Genomic DNA, 19,392 nt, shown 5'->3' on the forward strand with positions numbered 1-19,392 from the left:
CTGTCTCCTGTGTTACTGCGAGTGTTGCGGTTGTGTATGCCCTCTTGCGGGGCGGTATTGCGGCCGGTATGACGCACACGATCTGCTGCGCTTCAGCGATACGGCGTTAAAAACATCTTCGAAATGCTCATTGACTCCATGTCAATTCCGCTTTCTCAGTCGTTTTCGCCTTGTCTCGCCCTAGCTCGCTGGATCGTGAACAGATACTTACTGGCTCGCGAATTCATGGTTGCTGCAGGCTGGCGGGCAGTTGCTCGCGCCAGCGACGTAAAAACAGACTGCGCTTGGCGCTGTCCAGATACACCAGCAGGCCGCTGCCTACCTGGATCGGCCGCAGCTTGGCGGCTTCACGATCCAGGTCCACCGTGCCCAGCCGGCGTGGCAGATCATTGCGTATCGGTGGCAGGCCACTACCCTTGGCCAGTACCTGCTGCCCTTCGCGCGACAGCACGAAATCCACCCACAGTCTGGCTGCCGCCGGATGCCGCGCCGACTTGTGGATCAGCTGCAGGCGGCTGACCACCAGCGTGTAATCCTGCGGCAGTACCCAGCCCACCTGCGGGTGCTGCTGCGCAAAGCGCCAGGCATACGGCCCCAGCACGTTGTAGGCGATATCGGCCTCGCCACGCTGCAGGCGCTTGAGCAGGGTCAGGCTGTTGCCTTCCTGGTACCGCATGCGCTGTCCCAGCGCCGCTGCCATCTCCCAGAACTCCGGGTTGTGCCGCGAGTCCTGGCTGAAAAAGAAGTACCCGGCACCGGATGCCTCCACGTCGTAGCTGGCCACCCGCCAGTGCACACCGTGGGTGCGCAGCGCGCGGCGCAGCGCGGTATGGCTTTCCGGCACATCCTGCGCCGCGATACGGCGGCGGTCGTAGGCCAGCACGATGGGCTCGAAAGTGGTGCCGTAGACTTCGTCACGCCACGAGGCCCAGCCAGGCAGGGCCGCTTTCTGCGGCGAGCTGTAACGCAACGCCAGGCCCTCGTTCACCAGCTTGATCTGCAGATCCATCGCCGAGCTCCACAGCACGTCGCCGTGCTGCTGGCCACTGACCGCGCGGCGGTAGATATCGGCGCCGGACAGATCGCGGTATGCCACCTGCAGGTAGGGGTAGCGCTGCTGGAACGCGGCCAGCAACGGGGCCACCTGTTCGCGATCGGTGGTGGAGTCCACCACCAGTGCCGCTTCGCGGCGGGCGGTTTCTTCCAGTGCGCTGCGCTGTGCGTTGCTGGCCAGCACCGGGCTGGTGAGCAGCAGCAACAGCATCGCGCGCATCGGTTTCATGGTTTTTTCCCTTTGTTTGAGGCTAGTCTGGCAAGGCAAGCTTTCATTTCCCTTTCATTACCCGGATGTTGCACTGCACAGGTGCAAGAATGCCGCACAGCCGTGGTGCGTCCGCCAGTGTCGGCGGTGGCGGGTGTTACGATAAAACGGCTACAACACAACGACAGGGCTCCTCGAAAAACCCGGATTTCTAAGCGAGACAAGGCGCGAGCGGAAAATTTTGACGCAGCATATATCTGATATGTAAGGAGAAATTTTTCGTGAGCAACGCAGTATCGCGACGAAAGCTGGCGTTTTTCGAGGTGCCCGACAGACAGAAGAGAACAAGACCATGAGACTGTTACTGGTCGAAGACAACCCGGATATCGCGCTGTGGCTGCAAAAGGCGCTGTCCGCGTCCGGCCACGCGGTGGATATCGCCGCTGATGGCGTGCAGGCCGATCAGCTGCTGAGCTACGAACCGTATGCGCTGGTGATCCTGGACATCGGCCTGCCGCGCATGGACGGTTTTGAAGTGCTCAAGCGCCTGCGCCGGCGTGGCAACAAGGTGCCGGTGCTGGTGCTCACCGCGCAAACCGGGGTGGATGCGCGGGTGCACGGCCTGGACCTGGGGGCCGATGACTACCTGGGCAAGCCGTTCGAGCTGGCCGAGCTGGAAGCCCGCGTGCGGGCGCTGCTGCGCCGCTCGCAAGGCAAGGAGGATGGCGTACTGCAATGTGGCGAACTGCTGTTCGAGCCGGCCAGCAAGCGCTACAGCGTGCGCGGCCAACCTCTGGCGCTGACACCGCGTGAAATGGCAGTGCTGGAGGTGCTGCTGTATCGCCAGGGCAAACCGGTGAGCAAGGAAACCCTGGCCGAGCAGATCGTGCGCTTGGATCAGGACCTCAGCCCGGACGCAATGGAAATCTACGTACACCGGCTGCGCAAGAAGCTGGCGGACAGCGGTGTGGTGATCCTCACCCTGCGCGGGCTGGGCTATATGCTGGATGCCGCCAAATGAAGCAATCGCTGCGGCGGCAACTGGTGCAATGGGTGGTGATTCCACTGCTGCCGCTGGCGGCGGCCACCGCCTGGCTGGCGCAGGACAATGCCCGCCAGGCGGCCAACGCGGCCTTCGACCGCACCCTGCAGGCTTCGGCGCGCAGCATTGCCGAGCGCATCACGCTGCAGGATGGCGAGCTGGTGGTGGATCTGCCGGTGGCGGCGCTGGAAATGTTCGACCCGCATTTCCAGGACCGCGTGTTCTACCGCATCGGCTTTGCCAGTGGTTCCACCATTACCGGCGACAGCGAGCTGCCATTGCCCGGCACCCTGCCGGCAGCGGGCGATGTGGTGTTCTACGATGCCGGTTTTCGCGGCGAGGAAATCCGCAGCGTGGCGCTGGGCGTGCCGCTGTTCTACGCCGGCGGCCAGCGCCTGCTGCTGGTACAGGTTGGAGAAACCACGCTGTCGCGCCAGGCGCTGGCGCGACAGCTGTTCCGTGAATCGCTGGCGCAGCAGTGGCTGATCGGCGCGGTGGCTGCGCTGCTGGTGGCGGTGGGCATCAACCGCGCCTTGCGGCCGCTGCAGCGGGTGCGCGGCATCTTGCGCGAACGCGCCGGCGACCCATCGCTGCAGCTGGAAGTGGACAGCGTGCAACGCGAGCTGCAGCCGCTGGTCAGCGCGCTGAATGCGGCGCTGGCCGAGCTGGAGCAGCAGCTGTCGGTACAGAAGCGTTTCATCGCCGATGCCGCCCACCAGCTGCGCACGCCGCTGACGCTGCTGAAAACCCAGGCCGAGGTGACGCTGCGGCTGCAGGACCCGGCCGAGCAGCGCGAAGGGTTGGCCGCACTGGTGCGCGCCACCGACCAGGTGATCCGCCTGGCCAACCAGCTGCTGGCGTTGTCGCGCGCCGAGCCCGGCCCCAATCGCCACGATACCCGCGAGCTGGATCTGGCCGAGCTGGCGCGCACGGTGACACTGGATTTCGTTACCGTGGCACTGGGCAAGGCGCTGGATCTGGGCTACGAGGGCGACGAGCATGCCATGCTGCACGGCCAGCCGCTGCTGCTGCGCGAGATGCTGTCCAACCTGGTGGATAACGCGGTGCGTTACACCCCGGCTGGCGGTGAAATCACGGTCTCCACCTATGCGCGCGGCGACGAGGTGGAACTGATCGTGACCGATACCGGGCCGGGCATTCCCGTGGAAGAAAGGCCGCTGGTGTTTGAACGCTTCTATCGTGGCCAGCAGACCGGTGGCGATGGCTGCGGGCTGGGGTTGGCGATCGTGCGCGAGATCGTGCGCGGCCACGGCGGGCAGATCCACCTCGACAGCGGCAGTGTGGGCGGCTTGCGGGTGGTGATCACCCTGCCCTGCCAGCCGGCCCACGGCGGCCGTGGCACTACTGGGTAGCTCGAAAAACCCCTGATTTCCAATCGAGTTAATGCGGCGAGACAAGGCGTGAACGGAAAATTTCTACGCAGCATATGTTTGATATGCAAGGAGAAATTTTGCGTGAGCAACGCAGTATCGCGACGAAAGCGGGCGTTTTTCGAGATGCCCTACTGGCGGATGATGTCGCCTTTCAGGCTGTACAGGATGGCAATCACGTCGTGTTTGGCGGTGTCGTCCACCTTGTTCTTGTCCAGTGCGGCCAGCACGTCGTCCATCACCGCCAGGTATTCCTGCTCGCTGATATTCATGCCGCGGTGCGCACTGAGCATGTCCTTGCCACTGTAGTGCTGCGGCCCGCCGCTTCCCATGCAGAAGAACTGGAACGCCATTTCACGCAGGTGGTTCAGGTCGGCAACGTGGGCAAAGCGCGGGTTGACTACCGGGTTGGCCAGGTGATTGGCCACGATGTCGTCGACGATGTGGCGGATGCCGTCGGATCCGCCCAGGCGGTCGTAAAGGGTAAGCATGATGACTCCTTGGCACCTCGAAAAACTCCCGCTTTCGTCGCGATACTGCGTTACTCACGAAAAATGTCTCCTTACATATCAAATATATGCTGCGTAGAAATTTTCCGTTCGCGCCTTGTCTCGCTTAGAAATCAGGGTTTTTCGAGGCGCCGTCCCGAGGGATGAGAAACAACGCCACAGGCAGCGGCCATCGGGGTCGTCGGGTGCGGCAGACTATTGCCTGCGGCGGTCACCGCAGGCGAGGTAGTTTCACCATAGTTCGCAGCGGTGGGGAGTCAATCGCGGCGGCGTCAGGCGGCTGACAATACGCGTCGCTTGCCGGCTTTCGGGTCAGCGGATGCCCAAGCGGTGTGGTCAGCCATTGCCGAGTCTTGTGTCGGCTGCCTGGCGGCGGATAAAACAACGCCCTTCCGGTTTGCGAAAGGGCGTTGTCTACGCACTCACGGCATCGTGAGCGCGGGCAGCTTGTGGGGTAACAGCGCTACTCAGTGGCTGCCCACCACGATGTCCTTGCTGAACACCTTTTCGCAGTACTTGCACTTCATCTTGGTGTCGTGCTCGGTAACGCGCACCGTGAAGTGGCTCTTCACCGGCTCCACGTGCGACACGCAGTTGGAGTTGGCGCAGGCGAAGATGCCGGTGACTTCGTCCGGAATCGCCAGCTTCTGCTTGCGCACCACTTCGAAATCCTCGATCACGCTGACGGTGCACTTGGGCGCCAGCAGTGCCAGCTCGTTGGCCTGCTCCTCGGTGAGCACCAGGTTTTCCACCTTGATCAGGTCCTTGGCGCCCATGTGGCCGCTTGACAGGTTGAGGCCCACGGTCACGCGCTCGCCGTAGGAGGTGAGCTTGAACAGATCCAGGATACGCAGCCCCATGCCGGCCGGAATATGGTCGATCACGGTGCCGTTCTTCAGTGCCTCGACATTGCGGGCGTAGACTTTTTCGCTCATCGGGTTCCCTTTCACACCGTTTCGTTCAGTACCAGCGACAGCAGTGCCTGGCGCGCGAACACGCCGTTGCGGGCCTGTTCGAAGTAGTAGGCGTGCGGCGTGCTGTCCACATCGGTGGTGATTTCATCCACCCGCGGCAGCGGGTGCAGGATCTTCATGTTCGGGCGGGCGTTGCGCAGCATGTCGGCACGCAGCACGAACTGGCCCTGGATCTTCTGGTACTCGGCCTCGTCGAAGCGCTCGCGCTGCACGCGGGTCATGTACAGGATATCGATGTGCGGAATCACTTCCTCGATGGTGGCGGCAATGGTGTAGCCGATGCCGCGCTCGTCCAGTTCCTCGCACAGGTAGTCCGGCATCGCCAGCGCCTCCGGGCCGACAAAATAGAACTTGGCGCCGAACAGCGACAGCGCCTGCGCCAGCGAGTGCACGGTGCGGCCGTACTTGAGGTCGCCGACGAAGGCCACGGTGAGGTTGTCCAGCCGGCCCTGGGTTTCCCACAGCGTGAACAGGTCCAGCAGGGTTTGCGACGGGTGCTGGTTGGCACCGTCGCCACCGTTGATGATGGGCACGGCGGAGAACTCGCTGGCCACGCGCGCGGCGCCTTCCTTGGGGTGGCGCATCACGATGGCATCGGTGTAGCTGCTGATGATGCGCACGGTGTCGGCCAGGGTCTCGCCCTTCTTGGTGGAGGTGCTGGCAGCATCGGAGAAGCCGATCACATCGCCGCCCAGGCGCTGCACCGCGGTTTCGAACGACAGGCGGGTACGGGTGGACGGCTCGAAGAAGCAGGTGGCGATCAGGCGGTCCTTGAGCAGGTCGGCGCGCGGATTGGCCTTCAGGCGCGCGGCGGTTTCCACTACCAGTTCCAGTTCTTCGCGGCTGAAGTCCGGAATGGAAAGGATGTGCTTGCGGTAAAGCGGATTGGCCATGGGATATCGCTCCGGCAATGATGAAACTTTAAAAAAAAGCCCCTGAACGGGTCAGGAGCTTTTTTCACATATACGGCAGGGCCAGGCCACGCCTCGGGCTCGCGGGACAAGGGCAGCGACGGGCTGTGCTGGCTGGCGGCGAGTGGCGATCATGGCAGGCTTTCGAACAAAACCGCGGGATTATACGAAATTCACCCCCGCTGCGGTAGGCCCGGTGCAGTGGTATGCGGCCAACGTTGGCCGCAAAAAAGCCGCGCCGGTGTACTGGCGCGGCTCGACGGTTGGCGCTTACAGCCTGAAGTTGCCGACCAGGCTCTCCAGGCTGGCGGACAGCTCGCGCAGCTGTTCCACTTCGCGCCGCACTTCGCCCACGATGTGGTTGTTGCTCTGCGCCATGCTGCTGATGCGCTCCACGTTCTGCGCGATCTCCGACGCGGCGCTGGACTGCTCGCGGGTGGAGGCGGCAATGTCGCCGATGCCCAGCACCAGAGCCTGGCTCTTTTCCTGTACCTGCTGCATCGCCTGGTTGGCTTCGGTGGCGATGTCCACGCTCACGGCCACCATCTCGCTGGATTTGCGCACATTGCTTACCGCCTCGCCGGTTTCGCTGCTGATGGCGTTGACGATGCGCGTGATTTGCAGTGTGGCCTCGGCAGTGCGGCTGGCCAGCTGGCGTACCTCGTCGGCCACCACGGCAAAGCCGCGGCCCATTTCGCCGGCGCGCGCCGCCTCGATGGCGGCATTCAGCGCCAGCAGGTTGGTCTGGTCGGCAATGTCCTTGATCACGTTGACGATGGTGGTGACCTCGCTGGAACGCTCACCCAGCGCCTCCATGCGCGTGGCCAGCGCCTGCATATTGCTGGTGATGCGGGTGATCTCGGCGGTGACCTTTTCCACCGTGGCCACGCTCTGCTCTGTCAGGCTGCCGGTATCGCGTGCCGCCGCTTCCGCATCCTGCGCGGTATTGGCGATGTGATGCACGCTGACGGTTACCTGCTCCACCCCGGCGGCGGTGGCGCTGGCGGCATCGGACTGCTGTGCCGAGGCCTGCTCCACCTGCACGGCGGACGCGGCCAGCTGCGATGCGGTACGGCTTACCGCCAGGCTCTGCTCGCGTACTTCCACGAACATGTCGCGCAAGCTTTCAATGAAGCGGTTGAAAGCGTCCGCGGTGCGGCCGATTTCATCGCGGTTGGCGATCTGCATGCGCACGGTAAGGTCGCCCTTGCCGCTGGCCAGCTGTTCCATGGTGTCGGCCAGCGCATTCAGCGGCCGGGTCAGCGCGCGTACCACGCCGGCCAGTACCAGCAGGATGATCACCAGCGCGGCAATGCCGATGCCGATGGCGATATTGCGCTGGCTGGCGGCGGCGGCGGTAATGGCCGCGGTGGGTACCGATACGCCGGCAGACCAGAACTGGCCGCTGTCACCGACCTTGATCGGGTAGAAGAAGTGGGTGAAGCCTCCATCCTCGTACACAAAGCTTTCGCCTTTCTTGATCTTGTCCAGGCTGGCCGCCAGCGGGTCTTCCTTGGCAATCGGCTTGCCTACCTGCGCGGCGTCCGGGTTCACCACGTACAGGCCGCCTTCCGACACCATGCGCACGAAGCCGGTGTCGTACAGTTTCACGGCGCCGTATTTCTTCTGCAGATCGTCCAGCGCCAGGTCAGCGGCGGCGATGCCCAGAAACTTGCCGCTGCCGTCCTTGATGGCTACCGCCAGCGAGCTTTCCAGCACCTGCTTGCCCTGCACTTCGTAGAAGTACGGCTCGGTGATGGTGTCGCGGCCGCGGCTCTTGGGAACGTAGTAGAAATCCCCCCAGCCCGGCTTTTCGTAGTCCGGTACGTACTCGGCCAGCTTGTCTTTCCACTCGGGGAATTTTTCCACCCGGTCAGTGGACATCATCACGTCCTGCTTGGCCTTGCCGTCGCCGCCGCGGGTCATGTAGGGGGTGTAGCGGCCGGAAGGATCGTGCCGTGGCCAGTCGAGACGAAACTCGTCGTCCTTGCCATCCAGCGCGTTCGGCTCGTACACCATCCACAGGCCGATAGCCTGTTTTTCGGCGTCCAGCACGCTGAGCAGCATGTTATCCACCACCTTGCGGTCCACGCTGCCGGCGCGCTGCAGGCCGGCCACGTTGTGTGCCAGCAGCTGCGGAATGGCAAAACCGCGTTGCAGGTCACCGGTGACCGAGTCGGCAAAGCGCCCGGCCTGCTGCGATGCCAGTTCGTAGCCCTGCTCGCGTGCCGATTCATAACTCAGCCTGGCGATCAGCGCGATCATGCCGGCAAAGCCGATGGCAATGGCAATGCCGGCCACCAGGATGATGCGGTTGCTCAAATGGCTCCAGCGCGTTGTTGTTGTGCTCATGGTGTTCCCCTGATGTTCTCCAAGCTGGCTGTTCATGCTAGCTGTCACTAAGTATTTCTACCTAGCCAACGATAAACGTTAACTGAATGTCAACGCCAGCATGCTGCCGGCACGCAATTGTTGTTGCCGGTTTGGTCTTGTGCACCATAAACACAACACTTTTTTGCATAATGACGATGTGCTAGCCTGGGCCGGGCAGCTGCTTTGCGGGAATCCGCTGGCTGACATTTGTTAAACGTCAGGGACGGTGCTATCTCACAGGCGTATCATTTCCCGTTCATTGGTAGCCCGCCGTAGCCCGGCAGTAAGTGACGTTTTCATGATCAAGTGCATTGATGTGTATGACCTTAAAGTTGGCATGTTCGTCGAGGACCTGAACTGCGACTGGTCGGCGCACCCGTTTTTCCGCAAGAGCTTCATGCTCAAGAGCGATCAGGAAATCGAGAAGATTCTGGCTGCCGGCATTCATGAGGTGTACATCGATACCAGCAAGGGCCTCGATGTAAAGCATGCGCGCACCGAAGAAGAGGTGCGTGTCTCGCTGGAACAGGAAATGCTGGAGGTCATTGCCCAGCAGCCGGCAGTGCCGTTGCAGGTGGAAATTGCCGACGAGATGGCGCGGGCGGCGCGCATCAAGAACCAGGCGCATGCGCTGGTGAAGACGGTGATGCAGGACGTGCGGCTGGGCAAGGCGGTAGAGCTGGAACTGGTCGACCCGATGATCGAGAGCATCACCGAGTCGGTGCTGCGCAATGGTGGCGCCCTGCTGACGCTGCTGCGCATCAAGCACAAGGACGATTACACCTTTCTGCACTCGGTGAGCGTAGGCACGCTGATGATCGCCTTCTGCCGCTCGGTGGGGCTGGATCGCGAAACCATCCACCTGGCCGGCATGGGCGGGCTGCTGCACGATACCGGCAAGGCGCTGGTGCCGGACGAGGTGCTGAACAAGCCGGGTCGGCTTACCGATGAAGAATTCGACATCATCAAGCGCCATCCGCGTGACGGCTTCGACATCCTGTGCCGTACCGATGGCATCGGCGAAATTCCGCTGGATATCACCCTGCACCACCACGAGCGTATCGATGGCAGCGGCTATCCGCATAACCTGAAGGGTGACACCATCAGCACCCTGGCCAGGATGGCGGCGATTGTCGATGTGTACGATGCCATTACCGCCGACCGCTGCTACCACAAGGGCATGGCGGCTACCGATGCGCTACGCAAGATCTACGAGTGGTCGAAATACCATTTCGACCCCAAGCTGGTGCAGGCCTTCATGCGCTGTGTCGGCATCTACCCGGTGGGTACCCTGGTGCGACTGGAATCCGGCAAGCTGGGCGTGGTGGTGGAACAGAACGAAGGCAGCCTGCTGCAGCCCAAGATCAAGACCTTTTTCAGCACCAAGAGCGGGGTATACCTGACACCGGAGATCGTCGATCTGTCCAAGCCGCTGGGATTTGGTGGCGGCGACAAGATCGTCAGCCATGAGAATCCGGAGAAGTGGCAGATCAACCCGCTGCGTTTCATGTGAAACAGTTCGCCGAATGCTGAAAATGATGCGGCCAACCTTTCCAGGTTGGCCGCATGTTTTTTGGTAGGGTGGGAAAAGCGTAGCGTGCCCACCCTACGCCTGTCGCGTAGCCAGAGTGATTACAGCCGGATCAGCTCGCGGTCGTTGCCGCCGCGGCGCTTGGCGCAGTACATGGCGCGATCGGCCTGGCTCAGCAGTTCGGCCGGCATCGCATCGCCGGTGGGGAATACGGCAATACCGATGGAAACACCCACCTGATTGGGATGTGGCAGGCCTTCCACAGGCTGGCGCAGCGAGGAAATCACCTTGGCGGCCACCGCGCGGGCGCCGGCCTCGTTGCTGTTTTCCAGCAGGATGGCGAATTCGTCGCCGCCGATGCGCACCACGAGATCGTTGCTGCGCACGGCGCTGCGCAGCCGCTGCGCTACCAGCGACAGCACCCGGTCGCCAATCATGTGGCCGTGGATATCATTGATCGGCTTGAAGCTGTCCAGGTCGGCAAACAGCAAGGCGCACTGGCGCGATACGCGATCCTTGGCCAGCGTTTCCAGTTTCAGTTCCAGGAAACGGCGATTGGACAGATTGGTCAGCGGGTCGCGATGTGCCAGCTCGGTCAACTGCCCCTGCAGCAGCTGCAGGCGCTGTTCTTCCTGCTTGCGGGCGGTAATGTCGTGGTGGGTTTCCAGCAGCCCTTCCAGCGTGCCATCGTCGCCGAACAACGGCGCCACGGTGACATCGATAAAGCGCTCGTTGCCGAATGCATCCTGCCGGCGATGCTCCAGCGTTACCGCCTGCCGACTTGCCATTACCTGCTGGAACGGACAGGGCTGCTCGCCGTTGCAGGGGGCGGCGCTGTCATGCGCGTAGTGATGGCAGCTGACATCCGGACTTGGCACGCCAAACTGCCGGCGCGCGGCAGCATTGGCGTAGTCCACACGGCTGTCCGGGCGGAACAGCATTACCGGCTGCGGCAGGATGTCCAGAATCTGTTGTAGCCGACGCGCCGCCGGGCTGTTGATTGCGCCGTCGTGGATCAGGGCATGATCAGGATGGGTCATGGCAGCCAGATTAGGGGGAAATTAGGATGTTAGCATTTGCTTGAAAGTCTTGGCGGCCGCCACGGCGATTACAGGCGTTAGCAAGCGATTTTCGTTAGAAACGTGAGTAATTTCTATAAATATAAATTTATAGAACTGCGTTGAGAGCTACCATTTTGCAACACCCGGCCATGGCCGGGATTAGCCGGCATCCCCGGCCGGCAGCGCGGTGGGTGCCGGATACTTCAGCGCGTTCTTGCGCAGTTTGTCGATAGCGGCGGCATTCAGATCCACCTGGCACACATCGGCCAGCCGCACCAGATACATCAGCACATCGGCCAGTTCTTCCTGCAGGTGGGTGAATTGTGCCGGGTTGGCCGCAATTGCCGCAGCTTCGGCATCGGTCTGCCACTGGAAGATTTCCGCCAGTTCGCCCACTTCGCCGGCCAGCGCCAGCATCAGGTTGCGCGGGGTGTGATACGGCTGCCAGTGGCGCTCGGCGGCAAAGTCGCGCTGCGCGGCGATCAGCCCGTCCACGTCTACCAGTTTGTTCATGTGATGCTCCAGCGGCCAAAACGGCGATGAATGGTGGCTGCAGTAGGGCGGATACCCCGCAGGGGTGATCCGCCAACGATCTTGCCGCAAGTCTGCAGTGGATCGGCGGAACGCCCGGCTATGCCGGGCTTCCGCCCTACTCAAGGCAGTGCTTACAGCAAGCCTTCCTCGCGCATTGCCTGCATTACCGCCGGGCGTTCGCCGATGCGGCCAACATAGGCTTGCAGCAGCGGCCAGGCATCCAGCTTGCGACCGAGGATGCGCGCCCAGCCCAGGCAGGTGAACAGGTAGCCATCGGCCACGCTGAAGCCATCGGCCAGCAGGTAATCCTGGCGCGACAGGATGTCGCTGAGCATGGCAAAGCGGGTGCTCAGCTGCTGCCAGGCGGCATCGCGTACCGCTTCATCCTGGCTGCGGAACATTGGCGAGAAGCCCTTGTGCACTTCGGTGGAGATGAAGTTGAGCATTTCCTGCAGCCGGTAGCGCGCCAGCGTGCCGTTGGCCGGCGCCAGCTGGCGTTGTGGCACCTGGTCGGCGATGTATTGCAGGATGGCCGGGCCTTCGGTAAGGAACTCGCCGTTGTCCAGCTGCAGTGCCGGCACATAGCCTTTCGGATTCAGCGCGCGGTAGTCGGCGCCGCTTTCGGTGAGGCGCGGCTCGGCGCGCAGGTTCACTTTTTCAATGCTGTAGGCCAGGCCGGATTCGGCCAGGGCGATGTGCGGGGACAGCGAGCAGGCACCGGGGGAGTAAAACAGTTTCATCGCGACTCCATGCAGGTGTCGGCGACAGCTTCCGGCCGTGCGGTACACGGCGGGGATCGCCAACGATTGGACGGCCTCCGGTGGGAGGGACCAGCTGCAGATGGCGCCGGCTTATGCGTTTTGCAATAGCTCAGCTTTGACTTTTGCGGGCGAACAGCACGCGCGGCGCCGGGCCGCGTGGTGCCGGCGCGGGCTTGGGGCGCAGCAGCTCCAGGTACAGCGCCTCTACCTGCTGGCGCGCCCACGGCGTGCGGCGCAAAAAGGCCAGGCTGGACTTGATGCTGGGGTCGTGGTTGAAGCAGCGGATCTTCACCAGCTGGCCCAGTCGCGGCCAGCCATGCTGGCGTACCAGCTCGGTAAGCAGCGCTTCCAGTGTGATGCCATGCAGCGGGTTGTTGCTCTGTTTGTCAGTCATGGCTGGCTACCTTGCGGCCATGCGCCGGGTTGCGGCGGTAGGCGCAGAAACCGGGGCGCGGGCCGATCTTGGGATGGTTGCGGCAGGTATTGGGGCGCTGTTCGTAGATGGTGCACAGCCGGCTTTTGGCATCAAGGTACAGGCAGTCGCCATTGGAGCGCTGCGCCAGGGTGAATACGCCGTACTTGAAGTTGAAATGCTGGATGATGCGTTGTTTTTCCAGCCGTTTGGCAATGTTCTTGATCGGCTCCTGCAGTTCGAACTCGTCCACCACGCCCATGCGCACCAGGTCCGGCAGCTTCACTTCCACCGGCATGGTGCAGCAGGAGGCCATGCAGTCGCTGCACAGCCCGTTCTTGTACTTGATCCAGGTATCGAGGCGGTCGATATCGGCCACGGCTATCCCTAACGCATTGAATTGAAAACAAAATCCGCGTCAGACGCGAAGCCGCGCATTCTACGGGCTGCTTACCGTGGTGACAAGGCTGCTGCGTTGGCCGCATCCGGCACCGCAAACGGCCGCGCGTAGCTGAACGCTGCGGCACTGGGGCCGTCACGGCGCAGCAGCGCCAGCCGCTCGGCGGCTTCCTGCAGGCTGGGAATATGCCCGGCCGGCACCCACCACAGCACGGTGGCGGCCTCGGCCATGCGGCCGAACCACTCGCGGCGGCGGCGGAAGAATTCCACGTGCTCGCTGCGGTACACGAAGTCGCCCAGCGCCTCGATGCTGTGCCACAGCGACATGTTCACGATTACCTCTTCGCCGAACGGGCGCAGGGCGGTGGCATCGCCCGCCTCGTCCTGCAGCCGCCACACAAAGCCCGGCGCGGCTTCGCCCAGGCTGTTGATGCGCTGCAGATTGGCGACGAAATCGGCCAGCTGCGGCGAATCCAGCGGTGCCAGCAAGGTGGCGATATTCAGTTGCGCGAGGTGATAGGCGGACATGGTGGGTTCCTGTGCGGGTGGCTGTCCGGCACAGGTGGAGATGACGTTGGCAAAATACAAGCGGCCAACTCTGGCGGTTGGCCGCATGCGGTTGGTCAAACGGTTATTGCATGGAGTGCAGGCCGAAGCTGTTGCCGTCCGGGTCCTGCCCCAGCGCGATGAAACCGTACTCGCCGATGGCCATCTTGGCTTGCAGCAGCTTGCCGCCGGCGGCTTCGATGCGGCCTGCTTCTTCGGCACAGTCGCCGCAGCTGAAATACACCATCACACTATTGCCGCCGGAAGGGCGGCCAGCCATGTGCACCAACGAGCCGGCGGCGCCCTTGCCATCCGGCTGCATCGGAAAGGTCCACATTTCCATGCCGGGGAATTCCAGTTTTTCCAGCGGTAGTTGCAGCACAGCCTGGTAGAAGCGCACCGCGCGCGCCATGTCCTGCACGTAGATTTCGAACCAGCCTACCGGGTTGTTCATGACTGCCTCCTGTCTGTCGGCATCTTGCCGTTAAGACTTCAGCATAGAACAGGCTACGTGCAGCTTCCCTGCCAAGAGCAGCTATCGGCTGCTATTTGCAGTACATCGCCTGATTGCATTTCGATTTCCCACTTTCCGGTTGCTGGCTGAGCGCAGCTGTTGATGGAGACTGATGGCCCCCATGGCTGATAGTACGGGATATGGATGCTGCGTAATGCCAGAAAAAGCAGACTACCTTGGCCATGGCTGGTGGTTTGCAGATGCAGTTTGCAGCTTCCTTGTGCCCAATCGATTTCGATCAAAAGCAGGGTGGCATCGTGAAGATTTGGCAGCGGCATGCGCGGACTTTCTGGCGTTGATTGAAGGGCAATCATCGCGCAATCCGTTTGGAATGTCAGCGCAGGGCACTGTGTGGTGAAACGCTTGCGGCCAACCCGCAAAGGGTTGGCCGCAAAGGAGGAGCGCTTTATTCCACGTCCGGCGCAGGTGGCTTGCGGCGGCTGCGCGGAGCAGCCGGCTTGGGCTCAGCACTGTTTGCCGCTTTGCTTGCCGGGCTGCGGGTGGGCTTGCTGGCTACCGCTTTGGTGGTGGCCGGGCTGCGCTTGGCGGCTGGCTGGCGCGCAGGTTTAGTCGCCGGGGTAGCAACTTCTACTGGCACGGCCTCAGTTACCGCTGCTGCCGTTGTGGCTTCTGCGGCAGCAGGCGGCTCCGCCGCTTCAACCTTGCCTGGCTGCGGGCTGGGGCCATCCAGTTGCAGCGCGGCGGCCACGCGCGCCAGGCGGGCCTGTTTTTCCTCGCTGATCGGCCCGGCGATGCCCAGCAGGTGCCAGGCCAGGTCCAGCGCCTGCTGGCGTTGCTGCGGCTCGGTGAGCAGGCTGCCCAGTGTGTCCAGTGCGCGGGTTTCGTCGTTGCGCACCAGCCAGGTCTGGCGGCGGATGCTGTCCTTCAGTGCCGGCAGCGCCACGCCCTCGCCCAGCGGCGTTTCCGCCATCAGGCGGCGAATGGCGTTGAACGGGCGTACATCCACCACACCGGTGCCGATGGCGGTGTACACCAGCAGGCGCAGCAGGCCATCGAACGGGTTGCCGGCGGTGTAGTGCTGTTCCAGCTCGGCACGCTTCAGGCGCAGCATTTCCTCGCGCTCCCAGCGGCCGGATTGTGCCTCGCGCTGCCAGCTGTCTGCCGGTGGCAGGCCGACGGCGGCGCGCAGCCATGGCGAGCCGTAGGTCAGTTCGAAGCATTGCTCCATCCAGCGGTCGCGCCAGTCGCCCCACTGTTCCAGCGCACCTGCCAGCTGCGTGCTGACTTGCTGCTGCCATTGCCAGAACGGGTTGCTGTCTTCCACCGGCTGGCGCTGCAGGCGAATCTGCTCGGCCGCCTTGGGCAGCCAGGACAGCCACGGGTTGAGGCTGGACAGCAGCAGGCGCTCCTGCCGCGCCGGGTGCAGCACGCGCAGTGCCTCGGCCTGCGCCGGCTTGATCAGCACGCGCAGCCACGGCGACACGAAGCTGTCGTACAGCTGCTGGTTGATCTCGGCCACGCGGCGCACCACTTCGAACGGCAGCTCGTCGTCGCGGCCGTCGTCCAGCGCGGCGATGTCGGCAATCTCGCGCGGCTCGAAGCGCACGATGTAGCGGCCCTGCAGGTAATCCAGGCCCGGGGTTTCCGGGTGGGTGTCGGTGATTACCGCCTCGTACAGCCCCGGCGGCAGCACGTCGATCAGGTCCAGCGCGCTGGCCAGCTCGCTGTGCTCACGGTTGGCCACGCCGGCGGACACGAAGATGCCCAGGTGGCCTACCTGCTCGTGCAGGCAGTAGACGATGGTCTGCTCGTTGGCGCGAATCTCGTCGCTGCTGCGGTACAGGTCCATCACCCAGTTCAGTGCCTGTTGCGGCGGCGTGATGTTGTCGCCCCAGCTGGCGAACACGATGATGGGCGAGCGGATATTGCGCAGGTCGACGCGGCTATTGCCCTGTTCCAGCTCGATGTCGCCGGCGGACAGGTGGTTGCCGACGAACAGGTTCTGGGTGATCCACTCCATTTCCTGCTTGCCGAGCATGAAATGGCCGCCCCACCAGCGTTCGAAATCCAGGAAACGCTCCCGCTCGTCGTCCACGTTGGCGTACAGCCGGTACGGTTTTTCCCACAGCGTGTTGGCCGGGTTCAGGTTCTCGAAATTACTTACCAGGTGGGCACCGTCGAACAGCCCGCCGCCCAGGTCGCCGGCCAGCGAGGCACCCCAGGTGCCGCCGGTGAGGCCGCCGCTGTAGCGCAGCGGGTGCTTGCCGCGGATGCCGGACCAGTAGGCCAGCGGCGAGCCGGCCAGCAGGATGGGGCCGACCTTTTCCGGCGCGGTGGCGGCCAGCAGCGCCAGCGCCCAGCCGCCCTGGCAGTTGCCGATCACGAACGGTTTGCCGCTGTTGCCGTGATGGCGGCTGTTGATTTCGTCCATGAAGGCTTTTTCCGCCTGCAGTACGCACTCGATGGTCTGGCCCGGCTCCGGTTGCGGAAAGAACATCACGAAGTAGCAGGGGTGGCCCTGACGCAGCGCAATGCCGATCTCGCTGTCCATCTTGAAGCCGCCGATGCCCGGGCCGTGGCCGGCGCGCGGGTCGATCACCACGAAGGGGCGCTTGTCCGGGTCGGTGGCCGGGCTGCCGGCCGGCGGGTGGATGGCGGCCAGCGCGTAGTTCACCGGCTGCGGCAGCTTGCGGCCATCGATGATGATGCTGTAGTCGAAGGCCAGCACCGGCGGTTTGCCGTCGGCGTGGTGCTGCAGGTAGACATCACCGCGCTCGCGCAGCACATCCAGCGCCAGGATGCCGCGCTGAAAGGCGTCGGTGACATAGGCTTGCAGTTGGGGAAACAGGGTTGCGCTGTGCATGGCAGGCTCCGCTAGACAGTATCACTAGCAGCATAGCCATACTTTTGTTGCGGTGCAGCTAAGGTATGCGGCAAAAATGTATCCGCATGTCCTTGATCTGCCTTGAGCAAGGCATGCGGGTAAGCTGTCCGTTGGGGCTTGTTGTGTGCGGCGCAACAAAATATTGACCGCAGACCGGTGCATCTCCTGCCGTGAAGCAGGCGCTGCCGCATCTGCTAATCCGTTTCACGTGAAACGCTACGCTTACGCCTTGCCGATCTTGTCGCCCAGATTTACCAGCAGCACGCCGGCAATCACCAGTACCGCACCCAGCAGGCGCCAGCTGTTGATCTCCTTCAGCGGCATGCCCAGCCAGCCGTAGCGGTCGAACAGCAGCGACGCGCATACCTGGCCGGCGATGATCAGCGACAACATGACCGCCACGCCGAGTCTTGGCGCCAGCAAGGTGGTGCCGAACACGAACAGCGCGCCCAGCACGCCGCCGGTGAGCATCCACCATTCCGCCCTGGGCAGCGCGGCCAACCCTACCCAGCGCTGGCCGGTGAGCAAGGCCGCCAGGATCAGGGTGACGGCGCCCACCAGAAAGGACACCAGGGCCGCCATGATAGGGCTGCCGCCGATCACCGCCTTGAGCTGGTTGTTGATGGCGGCCTGTAGCGGCACCACGATGCCGATGATGAAGGCCAGCGGAAGGAATAGCGCGTTCATGGGTAAATCCAAAGGGGTGGGAGCGGCGATGATCTCGCCGACGCCGTTGGCAGGCAAGCAACGCTGTGTTCAGCGTGCTGCGCGCAGCAGAGCGTAAACAGGCAATCAGTCCTGGCTGCCGGCCTGGCCGTCCCAGTACGCCATGGTGGCCTTGCCGTCGAAGCCCTGCCCCAGGCTGCGCACGCCGATGCGGCCGCTTTCCGGGTACACCACCACCTCGTTGGAATTGCGCTCGCCAATGATCAGGTAGCGGCACACCGCAGCGCTGTGATTAAACAGCGCGTGGCCTACCTTCTGCCCGGCGGGAAAGCATACGTAGTCGCCGGCCTGTATGCGGTAGCGCGCTTCACCCAGGATGAGCGTGAGCTCGCCATCCAGAATCAGCAGGTGTTCTTCTTCCTGCATGTGGTAATGCAGCGGGCAGGCCTGTTTGCCTGGTGCCAGCTCCTCGCGGCTCACGCCCACATGCTGCGCGCCGCCGAACTCGCCCAGCTGTTGATAACGCAGGCCGAAGCGGCTGCCCTGTTGATAACTTTCCCACGGCACGCTGTCGGCGGCGAACGGCTCACAGGCGCCGTCAGCATTGCGGCTGGTTTTCTGTTCCATCTGGCGGGCTCCTGGCGGGTAGAGTGTGCAATCTGGCGCAGCCTGGTGGTCCGGTCAAGGCGAGCTGGCACAGCGGCCAGCAGGGTTGGCCGCAGCAAGCTGGTGGCTACTGCGCGGCGGAGCTGTCCGTGTGCTGCTGCAGCTGCTGGTTGTAGCTGTCCACCTGCTGCTGCACGGCCTTGGCCTTGTCCAGCTCCTGGCGCTGGCTTTCGGCGATCTTGCCGCTGGGGCCGCAGGCGGCCAGCAGCAGACTGAATACGATGACGATGCGCATGGTGCTCTCCGGCGGGGTGATGCCTGCGTTGTAGGCCAGGCCGAGGAGAGAGGAAAGTTTCACGGCCGGATCACGATGGGGGTGCCGGGCGCCACCGCCTGCCATACCTGCTCCATGTCGGCATTGCGTAGCGCGATGCAGCCATTGGTCCAGTTGAAGCGCTGGGTAAGCGCCGCCGCCCAGCCAAAGCCATTGCGCTGGCCATGAATCATCACCTGCCCGCCGGGCGACACCCCGCGCGCGGCGGCGGCGGCGCGATCGGCGGCGTTGGGGTAGGAAATGTGGATCGCCTTGTAATAGCCGCTGTCGGCCTTCTTGTAGTCCAGCAGGTAGCGGCCTTCCGGTGTGCGCTCGTCCCCTTCCTGTTGCTTGTGGCCTTGCGCTTGGGCGCCGAACGCCACCGGAAATGCCGCCAGCAGGCGCTGGCCCTGGTACAGGTAAAGCCGCTGCGCGCGCTTGTCCACCAGCACCAGATCGGCCTGCGGCGCGGCCGTTGCGGCTGTGGCAAACAGTAGCGCGGCCAGGGCGCCGCCAAGGATGGTGCGATGCATGATGCTTCCTCTTCTGCCGTTCAAACCGCTACGGCGTTGGCCGCAGGCGGCGGCAGCGGCTGGCGGTAGCCCAAGGGGGCATCCAGCCCGAACAGCCACACGATCAGCATCAGCAGCAGCATGATCAGCAGCATCAGCATGGGCCAGCGCGTGGCAGGGTCGCGCCACAGGCGGGCGCACAGGCGGCGCAAGACGGACATGGCGTGGTTC

22 protein-coding genes are annotated in these 19,392 nt (G+C 63.3%); 3 read left to right on the forward strand and 19 right to left on the reverse strand.

Features of this window, described 5'->3' with window-relative positions; all coding sequences use genetic code 11:
• Positions 1-223 precede the first annotated feature (223 nt).
• Positions 224-1,282 carry an ABC transporter substrate-binding protein gene (locus ACFOKJ_RS14520; RefSeq protein ID WP_390280865.1) on the reverse strand — a complete coding sequence of 353 codons (1,059 nt, stop codon included), beginning with the start codon at positions 1,280-1,282 and terminating at the stop codon, positions 224-226.
• Between the two features lie 331 nt (positions 1,283-1,613).
• Between ACFOKJ_RS14520 and ACFOKJ_RS14525 the strand changes: the two genes are divergently transcribed.
• Together ACFOKJ_RS14525 and ACFOKJ_RS14530 are read left to right on the forward strand one after the other, a co-directional pair.
• On the forward strand, positions 1,614-2,282 hold the full coding sequence (locus ACFOKJ_RS14525) for a response regulator (RefSeq protein ID WP_390280867.1): 669 nt from the start codon (positions 1,614-1,616) through the stop codon (positions 2,280-2,282).
• Positions 2,279-3,676: a sensor histidine kinase gene (locus tag ACFOKJ_RS14530; protein ID WP_390280869.1), complete on the forward strand. Its 1,398-nt coding sequence runs from the start codon at positions 2,279-2,281 to the stop codon at positions 3,674-3,676. Before ACFOKJ_RS14525 ends, ACFOKJ_RS14530 begins: the two co-directional genes overlap by 4 nt.
• Positions 3,677-3,825: 149 nt before the next feature.
• On the opposite strand, the gene ACFOKJ_RS14535 is transcribed toward ACFOKJ_RS14530, so the two are convergent.
• The 4 genes from ACFOKJ_RS14535 to ACFOKJ_RS14550 all read right to left on the reverse strand — a co-directional run bounded on the left by ACFOKJ_RS14535 (position 3,826) and on the right by ACFOKJ_RS14550 (position 8,440).
• The gene (locus ACFOKJ_RS14535; RefSeq protein ID WP_390280871.1) at positions 3,826-4,185 is read right to left on the reverse strand and encodes a group I truncated hemoglobin; all 360 of its coding nucleotides are present in this window, start codon (positions 4,183-4,185) and stop codon (positions 3,826-3,828) included.
• 485 nt (positions 4,186-4,670) lie between these two features.
• Complete coding sequence (gene pyrI, locus ACFOKJ_RS14540; RefSeq protein WP_390280873.1) at positions 4,671-5,138, reverse strand: aspartate carbamoyltransferase regulatory subunit; 468 nt, start codon at positions 5,136-5,138, stop codon at positions 4,671-4,673.
• Positions 5,139-5,149: 11 nt separating this feature from the next.
• The gene (gene pyrB, locus ACFOKJ_RS14545) at positions 5,150-6,070 is read right to left on the reverse strand and encodes an aspartate carbamoyltransferase (RefSeq protein ID WP_390280875.1); all 921 of its coding nucleotides are present in this window, start codon (positions 6,068-6,070) and stop codon (positions 5,150-5,152) included.
• A 288-nt stretch (positions 6,071-6,358) separates the two neighbouring features.
• A complete protein-coding gene (locus ACFOKJ_RS14550; protein ID WP_390280877.1) occupies positions 6,359-8,440 on the reverse strand; it encodes a methyl-accepting chemotaxis protein in 2,082 nt (693 codons plus the stop codon).
• 319 nt (positions 8,441-8,759) lie between these two features.
• On the opposite strand from ACFOKJ_RS14550, the gene ACFOKJ_RS14555 reads away from it, so the two are divergent.
• On the forward strand, positions 8,760-9,974 hold the full coding sequence (locus ACFOKJ_RS14555) for an HD-GYP domain-containing protein (protein WP_390280879.1): 1,215 nt from the start codon (positions 8,760-8,762) through the stop codon (positions 9,972-9,974).
• A 119-nt stretch (positions 9,975-10,093) separates the two neighbouring features.
• Here ACFOKJ_RS14555 and ACFOKJ_RS14560 read toward each other — a convergent pair whose 3' ends face one another.
• From ACFOKJ_RS14560 to ACFOKJ_RS14625, 14 genes are all read right to left on the reverse strand, one after another.
• The gene (locus ACFOKJ_RS14560) at positions 10,094-11,032 is read right to left on the reverse strand and encodes a sensor domain-containing diguanylate cyclase (protein WP_390280881.1); all 939 of its coding nucleotides are present in this window, start codon (positions 11,030-11,032) and stop codon (positions 10,094-10,096) included.
• 180 nt (positions 11,033-11,212) lie between these two features.
• Positions 11,213-11,566 (reverse strand): nucleotide pyrophosphohydrolase, encoded by a 354-nt coding sequence (locus ACFOKJ_RS14565; protein ID WP_390280883.1) that lies wholly within the window; start codon positions 11,564-11,566, stop codon positions 11,213-11,215.
• 152 nt (positions 11,567-11,718) lie between these two features.
• Positions 11,719-12,327 (reverse strand): glutathione transferase GstA, encoded by a 609-nt coding sequence (gene gstA / locus ACFOKJ_RS14570; RefSeq protein ID WP_390280885.1) that lies wholly within the window; start codon positions 12,325-12,327, stop codon positions 11,719-11,721.
• Positions 12,328-12,457: 130 nt separating this feature from the next.
• Positions 12,458-12,742 carry a VF530 family protein gene (locus ACFOKJ_RS14575; protein ID WP_390280887.1) on the reverse strand — a complete coding sequence of 95 codons (285 nt, stop codon included), beginning with the start codon at positions 12,740-12,742 and terminating at the stop codon, positions 12,458-12,460.
• Positions 12,735-13,139: a YkgJ family cysteine cluster protein gene (locus ACFOKJ_RS14580; RefSeq protein WP_390280889.1), complete on the reverse strand. Its 405-nt coding sequence runs from the start codon at positions 13,137-13,139 to the stop codon at positions 12,735-12,737. The genes ACFOKJ_RS14575 and ACFOKJ_RS14580 overlap by 8 nt, the downstream gene beginning before the upstream one ends.
• 71 nt (positions 13,140-13,210) lie before the next feature.
• Positions 13,211-13,687 (reverse strand): DUF3291 domain-containing protein, encoded by a 477-nt coding sequence (locus tag ACFOKJ_RS14585; protein ID WP_390280891.1) that lies wholly within the window; start codon positions 13,685-13,687, stop codon positions 13,211-13,213.
• Positions 13,688-13,790: 103 nt separating this feature from the next.
• Complete coding sequence (locus ACFOKJ_RS14590; RefSeq protein WP_390280893.1) at positions 13,791-14,159, reverse strand: VOC family protein; 369 nt, start codon at positions 14,157-14,159, stop codon at positions 13,791-13,793.
• 53 nt (positions 14,160-14,212) lie between these two features.
• Positions 14,213-14,533 (reverse strand): hypothetical protein, encoded by a 321-nt coding sequence (locus ACFOKJ_RS14595; RefSeq protein ID WP_390280895.1) that lies wholly within the window; start codon positions 14,531-14,533, stop codon positions 14,213-14,215.
• A gap of 92 nt (positions 14,534-14,625) precedes the next feature.
• A complete protein-coding gene (locus ACFOKJ_RS14600; RefSeq protein WP_390280897.1) occupies positions 14,626-17,043 on the reverse strand; it encodes a DUF3141 domain-containing protein in 2,418 nt (805 codons plus the stop codon).
• A 243-nt stretch (positions 17,044-17,286) separates the two neighbouring features.
• Positions 17,287-17,751, reverse strand: a complete 465-nt coding sequence (locus ACFOKJ_RS14605; protein ID WP_390280899.1) for a DMT family transporter — start codon at positions 17,749-17,751, stop codon at positions 17,287-17,289.
• 105 nt (positions 17,752-17,856) lie between these two features.
• Positions 17,857-18,357 carry a cupin domain-containing protein gene (locus tag ACFOKJ_RS14610; protein ID WP_390280901.1) on the reverse strand — a complete coding sequence of 167 codons (501 nt, stop codon included), beginning with the start codon at positions 18,355-18,357 and terminating at the stop codon, positions 17,857-17,859.
• Positions 18,358-18,463: 106 nt separating this feature from the next.
• On the reverse strand, positions 18,464-18,694 hold the full coding sequence (locus ACFOKJ_RS14615; protein ID WP_390280903.1) for a hypothetical protein: 231 nt from the start codon (positions 18,692-18,694) through the stop codon (positions 18,464-18,466).
• Positions 18,691-19,182, reverse strand: a complete 492-nt coding sequence (locus ACFOKJ_RS14620) for a L,D-transpeptidase family protein (protein WP_390280905.1) — start codon at positions 19,180-19,182, stop codon at positions 18,691-18,693. The genes ACFOKJ_RS14615 and ACFOKJ_RS14620 overlap by 4 nt, the downstream gene beginning before the upstream one ends.
• 20 nt (positions 19,183-19,202) lie before the next feature.
• Positions 19,203-19,382 (reverse strand): hypothetical protein, encoded by a 180-nt coding sequence (locus ACFOKJ_RS14625; protein ID WP_390280907.1) that lies wholly within the window; start codon positions 19,380-19,382, stop codon positions 19,203-19,205.
• Positions 19,383-19,392 lie beyond the last annotated feature (10 nt).

Origin of the sequence: Vogesella amnigena (assembly GCF_042648905.1) — a bacterium.
GTDB lineage: Bacteria > Pseudomonadota > Gammaproteobacteria > Burkholderiales > Chromobacteriaceae > Vogesella > Vogesella amnigena.